The organism is Vibrio sp. A1-1, from assembly GCF_021728175.1.
GTDB classification, from domain to species: Bacteria; Pseudomonadota; Gammaproteobacteria; order Enterobacterales; family Vibrionaceae; genus Vibrio; species Vibrio diabolicus.
This window is the reverse complement of sequence record NZ_JAKKCL010000042.1, coordinates 1-3,485: the sequence shown is the minus strand read 5'-3', so window position 1 is coordinate 3,485 and position 3,485 is coordinate 1. Positions and strand designations below refer to the sequence as shown.

The following is a 3,485-nucleotide window of genomic DNA, read 5'->3' as shown; positions in this document are numbered from 1 at the left end:
TTAAATCTGCTGACGGAAGAAACCAGCTTCAAAGCAGGGATCAAAAGAAAGCAGAAAAAAGCAAACCGTAGCAATAGCTACCTTTCGCAAGTCCTTGCAGTACAAGGGGCTTCGTAATCTTGCCCTGAGAAAGAGGTCAAACTAAAGAATTTTCAATAATAATAAGCACCTAAGTGCATTTCTGGCAAGATTGATTTATAAAAAACGAGAACTATTACAAATTTATGTAATTCCCTTTTGTCAGAGGGATGCTCAAAGCTAACAAAGTGGCGAGCAAATGTTGGTTAGGCATAGGTTACAATTTAAATCTCCATTTCTCATACCTATCAAAACCAAGCACTAAGCGTGTAGAAGTAGTTAACTGTCGGCTCAAACCGTTAGTTAGCATATACAAGCTTTGTATTTGGCCTGCCTATAAAAAGCTGTGAAACCGTGACCGTCATGAGCGAGTATCGGGGTGATTCAGTTACTTACATATTCAATATTAAAAATTAGCGTTTGCTGTGCGTTACAACCCATGTTGTCTAATGTGGTTTTGTCACGCCAAAAAATCACCTGCTTGTTCTTAGGTTCGGCTTATTCAGATATGAGCGAAAAAGAATCAGCAGTATCGGACCTGTGATGCAATGGAATCCGTAAAGGGAATCAGTCGGATGCGTTATAGATTTACCTCAAACTTATTTAATAACACAGTTGGCTATCATGAATAATGCATATTTATTTGTATTTATTTTGTCGTTCGTTCTACTTTTTGTTATGCGCAAGATCGCTAAGCGCGTAGGTCTAGTAGATAAACCCAATGCAAGAAAGCTTCACCAAGGTGTGGTGCCACTTGTAGGAGGGATCTCCATTTTCTCTACTATACTGGTGGGGTTCCTTCTGTTCTTACCAATGAATGACAACCTATCACTCTACTTATCTTGTTCGGCTGTACTCATCGTGCTCGGCGCATTAGATGACTATTACGATGTAAGTTTCAAAATTCGCCTTATTATTCAAGCGGGAATATCCCTTGCGATGATTTACATCGGGGGCCACAGCTTACACGATTTAGGTTATCTAATGGGAAGCGAAACCATTGCCCTGAATGAAGTTACTGGCGCGGTGATCACCGTGATTGCGGTAATAGGTGCCATTAACGCATTTAATATGGTTGATGGTATAGACGGCTTGCTGGGCGGGTTAGCCTCGGTCACCTTTACAGCATTAGGTATTGTGTTTGCCTACAACGGAAACGAATACTTAGCCACGATCTGTTTATTGATCGTGACTGCGATGCTCCCTTATATCTTCCTGAACTTAGGTTTCCCACTAGGTCGTCGCTTTAAGATCTTCATGGGCGATGCAGGCAGTATGTTTATTGGCTTTACCGTGGTCTGGATGCTGATTCGTGGCACGCAAGAACCAGGAGCGGTAGCCTTCAAGCCAGTCACAGCACTGTGGTTGATAGCTTTACCGTTGATGGACATGGCAACCATTATGATCCGCCGTATTCGTAAAGGTCAGTCACCATTCCAACCAGACAGAGAACATCTACATCATATTTGTCAGCGTATTGGGCTTTCTCCAGGTGCAACGTTAATTTTCATCTGTTCGATGGCATCAATTTGTGCCGCTATCGGTTTGTGGGCTGATTTTGTTGGCATTAGTGAATCAATAATGTTTGTTGCTTTCTTGATTTTGTTTGCATGCTATTTTTCGGTAATTAGCCATATTTGGCGCATTTCTTCTTGGTTCAATAAACTGTTTCATACTTTAGGACTTCAGTTTACGTCTAAGTAGACATTTAAAAAAAGCCTATTGGGGCGGTTTTAACAAAGTAAGTAAAATCTAGGTTTTATAAGGGATAGTCCAAAATAGACTGTCTCAAAATGAATAAAAAGTGTCTCAGCAGTTAAAGTATCATTGAGATAAACTCACAGGGAAAATTCACGTACCTGCCCATGTTTAAAGGGCTTCGTGATTGTTAGGCACTCTATTTTTCAATATGGTTAGTTAGTACCATCACATAATTGACAATTAGCCGATGATCAATTTGTAGATCATTTTCAGTGTTTTCTAATACCTCCGTAGAAAAATTGGAGGTCCTACAGTGAGTAACCAGCACCCATTTATGCATTTTGATGTCATCCCAGATTACCGCCAACAGGGCAAGGTCGAGCACAAGTTAACTGATATCATTTTGTTAACAATTTGCGCCGTACTTGCCGGTCAAGATGATTGGAAAGCCATTCATCTTTACGGGCAAGCACAGTTAGACTTTTTAAAGCGGTTTGGTGATTTTAGTCATGGTGTACCTTCTACATCGACAATAGCAAGAGCTATGGGAATGATTAATGCCACTCGCCTACAGAAGTGCTTTATCGAATGGATGAAGGATTGTACTGAGCTAACTAAAGGTGAAGTGATTGCCATTGACGGTAAAACCGTAAGAGGCTCTTATGATGACTCTCGGGGTCTTGGTGCTATTCACATGGTGAACGCTTTTGCGACTGAAAATGGTGTTAGTCTCGGACAACATAAAGTTTACGAGAAATCGAACGAGATCACGGCTATCCCAGAGTTACTCGAACTGCTTGATATATCAGGTTGTTTGGTCACTATTGATGCGATGGGTTGTCAAAAGAAAATTGCTCAGAAAACACTTGATAAGAATGCCGATTACTTACTGGCGGTTAAAGGTAATCAAGGGCGTTTAGAGCAAGCGTTTAATAACTATTTCGATATGAGTATGCTGCAAAATCACGATGGTGATTCGTATAGCACGCAGGAAAAGTCTCGTGGCCGCCAAGAAACAAGACTGGCCTTAACGAATACTGATTTGAGTGTTTTAGGTGATGTTGGACTTGAATGGCCAGAGCTAAAAACAATGGGTATCGTTGTTTCTTTGCGACAAAAGGAAGAGGTCGCGAAAGAGTCTGAATTCACGGTTAGATACTACATTAGCTCGAAGGAATTAAGTGCTAAAGAGTTGTTAAATGGCACGCGTTCACATTGGTTGGTTGAGTCGATGCACTGGTCGTTAGACACCGCTTTTGGTGAGGATGCCAGCCGAAAACGAGCAGAAGACGGTGCAGAAAATTTCGCAAGGATCAGGCAGATGTGCTTAAACATGCTGAAGAGTGAAACGACACTTAAAGCGAGTATTAAACACAAAAGAGCAATGTGTGCGATGAATTGTGATTATCTTTTAAAGGTTCTAGCAAGCCTTTATTGACGGGGAAGTTCATGATTTTTCCGTGCTAAATGGAAAGACTTGAAAAGTTTATGTATAGCAACGACTTACCAAAAGAAAAATGGTGAGCCTTCAGGCAGTTTGGGGGTTAGATACTTCATTTCCTCTAAGAAAATGAAAGCCGAAGAATTTGGTAAGTTATGTCGAGGTCACTGGGGCGTTGAAAGTATGCACTGGTGGTTGGATGCCGTAATGAATGAAGATGACAGTCGAATTACCTACAAGCACGCATCCGAAAACCTGTCCCGAA

At 41.2% G+C, this 3,485-nt stretch carries 3 protein-coding genes and 1 pseudogene; all 4 read left to right on the top strand.

The window, feature by feature from the left end; genetic code table 11:
- Positions 1–117: pseudogene (locus L3V30_RS23850) on the top strand (ISAs1 family transposase); the annotation flags it as partial.
- A 585-nt stretch (positions 118–702) separates the two neighbouring features.
- Complete coding sequence (gene wecA, locus L3V30_RS23845) at positions 703–1,782, top strand: UDP-N-acetylglucosamine--undecaprenyl-phosphate N-acetylglucosaminephosphotransferase (protein ID WP_237310138.1); 1,080 nt, start codon at positions 703–705, stop codon at positions 1,780–1,782.
- 331 nt (positions 1,783–2,113) lie between these two features.
- Positions 2,114–3,217 (top strand): ISAs1 family transposase, encoded by a 1,104-nt coding sequence (locus tag L3V30_RS23840; protein WP_237310140.1) that lies wholly within the window; start codon positions 2,114–2,116, stop codon positions 3,215–3,217.
- 39 nt (positions 3,218–3,256) lie between these two features.
- On the top strand, positions 3,257–3,485 hold a 229-nt coding region (locus L3V30_RS23835; RefSeq protein ID WP_237310136.1), incomplete at its 3' end, for an ISAs1 family transposase.

What these genes read in the sequence shown, in the direction of transcription:
- wecA (WP_237310138.1), top strand. Translation starts at nt 703, where the DNA reads ATGAATAATGCATATTTATTTGTATTTATTTTGTCGTTCGTTCTACTT.
- L3V30_RS23840 (WP_237310140.1), top strand. Translation starts at nt 2,114, where the DNA reads ATGCATTTTGATGTCATCCCAGATTACCGCCAACAGGGCAAGGTCGAG.